The organism is Methylophaga sp. UBA5088 (genome assembly GCF_002414625.1).
GTDB classification, from domain to species: domain Bacteria; phylum Pseudomonadota; class Gammaproteobacteria; order Nitrosococcales; family Methylophagaceae; genus Methylophaga; species Methylophaga marina.
In genome coordinates this window covers 13,119-17,801 of record NZ_DIAC01000114.1, presented here as the reverse complement: position 1 = coordinate 17,801, position 4,683 = coordinate 13,119, and the positions used below count along the sequence as shown (strand labels likewise).

Below are 4,683 nucleotides of genomic sequence, written 5' to 3'. Positions count from 1 at the left end.
CATGATACATAGCCTGGTCAGCATGCTTGAGTAATTCTTGAGTTGATTCACCGTGCTCAGGAAATAAGGCAATACCAATACTAAACGAGAAATAGAGTCTTTCTTCTTCTAAGATGAAAGGGGATGTCATGGCATCTAATAGTTTTTGAGAAACAGTGCTGGCGTCATCAGCCGTATTCAGGTTTGTCAGACAAACCGTAAACTCATCGCCACCTAAGCGAGCGATGAGATCATCCTCACGAATACAGGTTTTCAAACGTAATGCGGTTTCTTTGATGACGGCATCACCAATATCATGTCCTAAGGTATCGTTGATATCTTTAAAGTTATCAAGATCCAGAAACAAAATAGCGAATAATGACTGGTCAGCTTTGGAGTGTGATAGATGTTCTTCAAGGCGTTCCATAAACGCACGACGATTGGGCAGCTCTGTTAGCGGATCGTTATATGTCAATCTACAAATGGCTTCTTCTGCCGCTTTGCGTTCGGTAATATCGGCGAAGATTGAGCAGTAATGTGTGATATCACCAGCACTGTTAGTAATGGCATTGATAGTTATCCATTCCAGAAACAACTCACCATTTTTGCGTTTATTCCAAATCTCACCATTCCATTTCTTGTCGTGTGAAAGTGCAGCCCACATGTCTTCATAGAATTGTTTATCGTGTTTACCTGAACTGAGAATTCGTGGGTTTTTACCCAAAATTTCGTGTTCCTGAAAGCCTGTAATTTGTGTGAAGGCATGATTCACAGCAATAATTTTATTGTCATGACTACTGATTGTCATAGCCACTGAGCTATGAAAAAAAGCGGATGAAGTAATATTAACGATATTATTTTCATCAGACTCCTTCTGGCCAGCCATGACTAAGTCTGAGAGCTTGTCAAAACTGACGGGTTTCAGTGGACATTGTTGCTGGGCTAAACAAGGTAACTCGAATGGCGAAGATATGATGTCATGATTCTCATTCAGTAAAATGATATTGACGTTGTCATTGAAGTGTCGAAACTGATGTATCGCGCAGTTCGGCATACCTCTGAGAAAAGCGGTATCGGCAACGATAGTGTCGATGGCATGCTGTTTATATAACGCTATGGCAGTTTCATAATCCTCTGCAGCCAGATAAAGGTTGATACGAGAACCAAGATAACGACGAATTTTATGCTCCAAAGGCTTATCTTTGCCCAGATAAAGCACACTCAAATCTACCTTTGAAGAGGCGGTTGATATCGTTGAGGTCATTGACTAAAACTCGTTCAGGCTGCTAGAAAATGACCTCGATGCTTTCACTGGGAGAACGAAATAGGACGTGTTTTCTGATAAGAGGTATACGTGGACTTTTATTGATAACTTCTTTTTATCTTGTCCGGTTTGAACATTCGCTGGCACGGTTTTTAAACCTCAAAAAATCGTATTCGAAAATACGAGTATGTTATTAATACACATAATAAATATATGGTTAAATAACCATATGTTTATTGAGGTTGTCAACTAAAAATCATGACCTTTTTGTAATATTTACAATCTTTACTGAAAGTGAAGAATCTAAATGTTTCTTAGTCTTTCACTTATTCAGATGGGAGGAGTTGTTGAGTCATGTCTGAGTATTAAACCACTTTATTAGAGAATTATAAAACACTAATATAGATCGCCAAATATCTCTAAATGGGTAAGGTAGACCCGCACATCGAACTCAAGCTGATGATAGTCAGGTTGTATGTGGGTGCAAAGTTTATAAAAGGATTTGTTGTGGTCTTTCTCTTTTAAATGAGCCAGCTCGTGCACCACAATCATATTTAAAAATGCCTCGGGTGCCGTCTTAAATACCGAGCCGATACGCATCTCATTTTTCGCTTTTAATTTACTGCCCTGAACACGTGATACATAACTATGTAAACCCAGAGCATTATGAAGTACATCCAACTTGTCATCGTAAAGCACTTTGCTGAGCGGACTAGACTGACGCAAGTGTCGATTCTTCATATCTATAACATAGTCATACAAAGACTTATTGGTTTTGATGTTGTGTGTATCAGGGTATTTGCCAAGCAGATATTGACCGAGTGTTTTCGCTGAAATGGCGGCACTGATTTGATCTAGAACAGGGGCAGGGTAGCCTGATAAATATTTTAGGGCCGACATAATGATACGATTTGTTTCAATTGGTTGATGAGGTGAAGTGAATTGTAAAACAAATGCGAATGAAGTGAGGGACTGTCACCCAAATAATGCCAGACTGTTATGTCTTATTCCTTGACTATTGCATGCTGAAAAGCCATAAAGGAACATTGTGTTTTACTAAATAATTGTGTCGTCAGGTACTTCATTTCTATTGGAAAAAGGAAGCAAAATGCGGAAGGTGTTTGCGAAAGAATCCATCAAGTTTCTCAAGCTTGGTGTTGTTGGGCTATTACTCATCATCGTGCTGATTCTGGCAGGTGAAAAACTAAGCGGCGTAGAAGCGTTGATATTAGGGTTGCTTCCTTATGTGCTGTATCAGATTTACACGGTCGTCCAGTCAGCAAAGAAACACAAAAAGAAATAAGGAGAGCTTTGTTATGGTGAGCCAGTTGTCAGACGGACAGGGGAGTTATCAAAACAAACTTGCCTTAGGTTGGTTTCGCTAGAGAGAAATTATTTTTACCCTGACGTTTGACATCATACATTGCACTGTCAGCGACTTTGAGGAGATTATCCAGAGTTGTGCCATGCTCAGGAAAAAAAGCAATGCCGATACTGACACCTATGCTGACTTGTCTGGTTTCATTGTCTGAGGAAGTGAAGTCGATGGGGAGCTTTAACCCATCAATCAGTTTTTGAGCCACAGTTTCCACATCACTACGATCCTTGAGATCATCAATCATAATAACAAACTCATCACCACCAATACGTGCTAACTGATCCGCCTGGCGTAATAAACCGCTAAAGCGATGTGCCACATTCCTCAGTACCTGATCACCTGCATTGTGTCCCCAAGTATCATTGACCGATTTAAAGCCATCCAAGTCTAAGAACATTACGGCAATTTGTTGTTGCTGACGCTTAGCTTTAGCTAAATAGTCCGTGGCATGTTGTTGTAAATAATGCAGTGAAGGCAGGCCAGTAATAGCATCGAAATGTGCCTGTTTTTTTAATTCAATTTGAGCTTGATTTGCAGCGTCCAAGGCTTGATGCAGCTCACTCACATCATATTCCGTGACCAACATTAAAAACTCTGCCGTTAATGGGTGGCGTGTGATGCGTATATCCAGCGTATGCTGACGTAAGCCTTCACTAGTCTTCATCATATGCGTCCACCGTCCAACCCGCTTTTCAGTGGCATCTTTTAGTCGCTCAATGCCTTCTTCTAGATGTTCAAAGCGGGCAGTGAACGCATTTTTATCACTATCAAGTTGTTGTGGAATGATGTGTTTATAGGCTTCTGTTGCAGCTGGGTTTTCGATAACGATGTCACCAGCAAAAGTAAACGTGCTTACCAATACCGTTGTATATCGCATCGCTTCAACGAGTAGCAAGTTTTCAGGTGTTTCCCCGAGCTCAACCTGTTCATTCACATAGGCGATAATGGCGCGATGTCGTTCAGGGCCGATTAAAACAGCTTTATGCAACATATACAGTGTTTTAGCTTTACCGTTAGGATAGGTCGTCCACGGGTCAATACTCAGACCATTTTTCGCGGCTAATTCAAAGGTTTGATGAATTCTATCTCGTGCACCCTGGGTATCACCCGATAAATCTTTATGGACCAGCTCATCAACGGTGCTCAATCCCCAAAAAGTCAGTGCCGCGTCATTTCCCCACCACCAGCCATGTCTATCAAGATCAAAAATCCAAACCACAGTAGGAATCAGTTCGTAAAGATGAAGCTCATCTATACTCTTGATATGGGTAAGGTGACTGTAATCTGCGGTCATAGAGGGTGAAATTTACCGTTTGTAAGCTGTTGAATTTTTCAGCGTTATTATCGCACATTCACAAATACACATAAGTCAGAAGTCTGGCTTGTGTGAGATAGTGATTAATTACACATGAAAATGCATTACTTTTCTGGCTATTGTTCTCCCCCTGTATCCTTATGAGAGCATTTAGTCTATTTACTCTGTCTCTTAGTTGAAAATAATAGAGTAATCCCACACCTTTAATTAAGACTCTCATTATTAGTGGATACCTGTTTCATGAATGACACAATTAAATTGCTAAAAAATCATCGCTCAATTCGGCAGTTCACATCGGACCCCGTCAGTGATGAAGTGGTACGTGAGATTATCGATGCAGCTGGCTGGTCAGCCACATCTAACTTTGTTCAGGCATACACGGTTATAAGAGTCAGAAATCCACAAACACGTCAGCAGATGGCAGAGCTAGCCGGATCACAAAGTTGGGTGAAAACCAGCCCGGTATTTTTAGTGTTTTGTGCTGATCTCAAACGCAACCAGGCTGCCTGTGCTTATGAGAATATGGAAATGGTCTCCGGTTATACCGAGCAGTTCATAATCGCTACAGTAGATGTGAGTCTAGCTGCACAAAATGCGATGATAGCTGCAGAATCGCTTGGCCTTGGCGGTGTTTTTATTGGCGGTATTCGTAATAACCCTGAAAAAGTGTCTGAGCTGCTTAATCTTCCTGAGCAAGTTTATCCAGTGTTTGGCATGTGTCTTGGTCATCCGGCTGCAGCGCCTGAG

At 41.2% G+C, this 4,683-nt stretch carries 5 protein-coding genes; 2 read left to right on the top strand and 3 right to left on the bottom strand.

What is annotated here, in order from left to right; translation table 11 throughout:
* Both B4K20_RS14540 and B4K20_RS14535 read right to left on the bottom strand, forming a co-directional pair.
* A partial coding sequence (locus B4K20_RS14540) for a diguanylate cyclase domain-containing protein (RefSeq protein ID WP_289283452.1) occupies window positions 1-1,243 on the bottom strand: 1,243 nt, incomplete at its 3' end.
* A gap of 396 nt (window positions 1,244-1,639) precedes the next feature.
* Window positions 1,640-2,143: a YgjP-like metallopeptidase domain-containing protein gene (locus tag B4K20_RS14535; RefSeq protein WP_289283451.1), complete on the bottom strand. Its 504-nt coding sequence runs from the start codon at window positions 2,141-2,143 to the stop codon at window positions 1,640-1,642.
* 208 nt (window positions 2,144-2,351) lie between these two features.
* Between B4K20_RS14535 and B4K20_RS14530 the strand changes: the two genes are divergently transcribed.
* Window positions 2,352-2,546 carry a hypothetical protein gene (locus tag B4K20_RS14530; protein WP_289283450.1) on the top strand — a complete coding sequence of 65 codons (195 nt, stop codon included), beginning with the start codon at window positions 2,352-2,354 and terminating at the stop codon, window positions 2,544-2,546.
* 64 nt (window positions 2,547-2,610) lie between these two features.
* On the opposite strand, the gene B4K20_RS14525 is transcribed toward B4K20_RS14530, so the two are convergent.
* Window positions 2,611-3,915: a GGDEF domain-containing protein gene (locus B4K20_RS14525; protein WP_289283449.1), complete on the bottom strand. Its 1,305-nt coding sequence runs from the start codon at window positions 3,913-3,915 to the stop codon at window positions 2,611-2,613.
* Between the two features lie 261 nt (window positions 3,916-4,176).
* Here B4K20_RS14525 and B4K20_RS14520 point away from each other — a divergent pair.
* Window positions 4,177-4,683 (top strand): NADPH-dependent oxidoreductase (locus B4K20_RS14520; protein WP_289283448.1); only part of this gene is annotated, 507 nt, incomplete at its 3' end.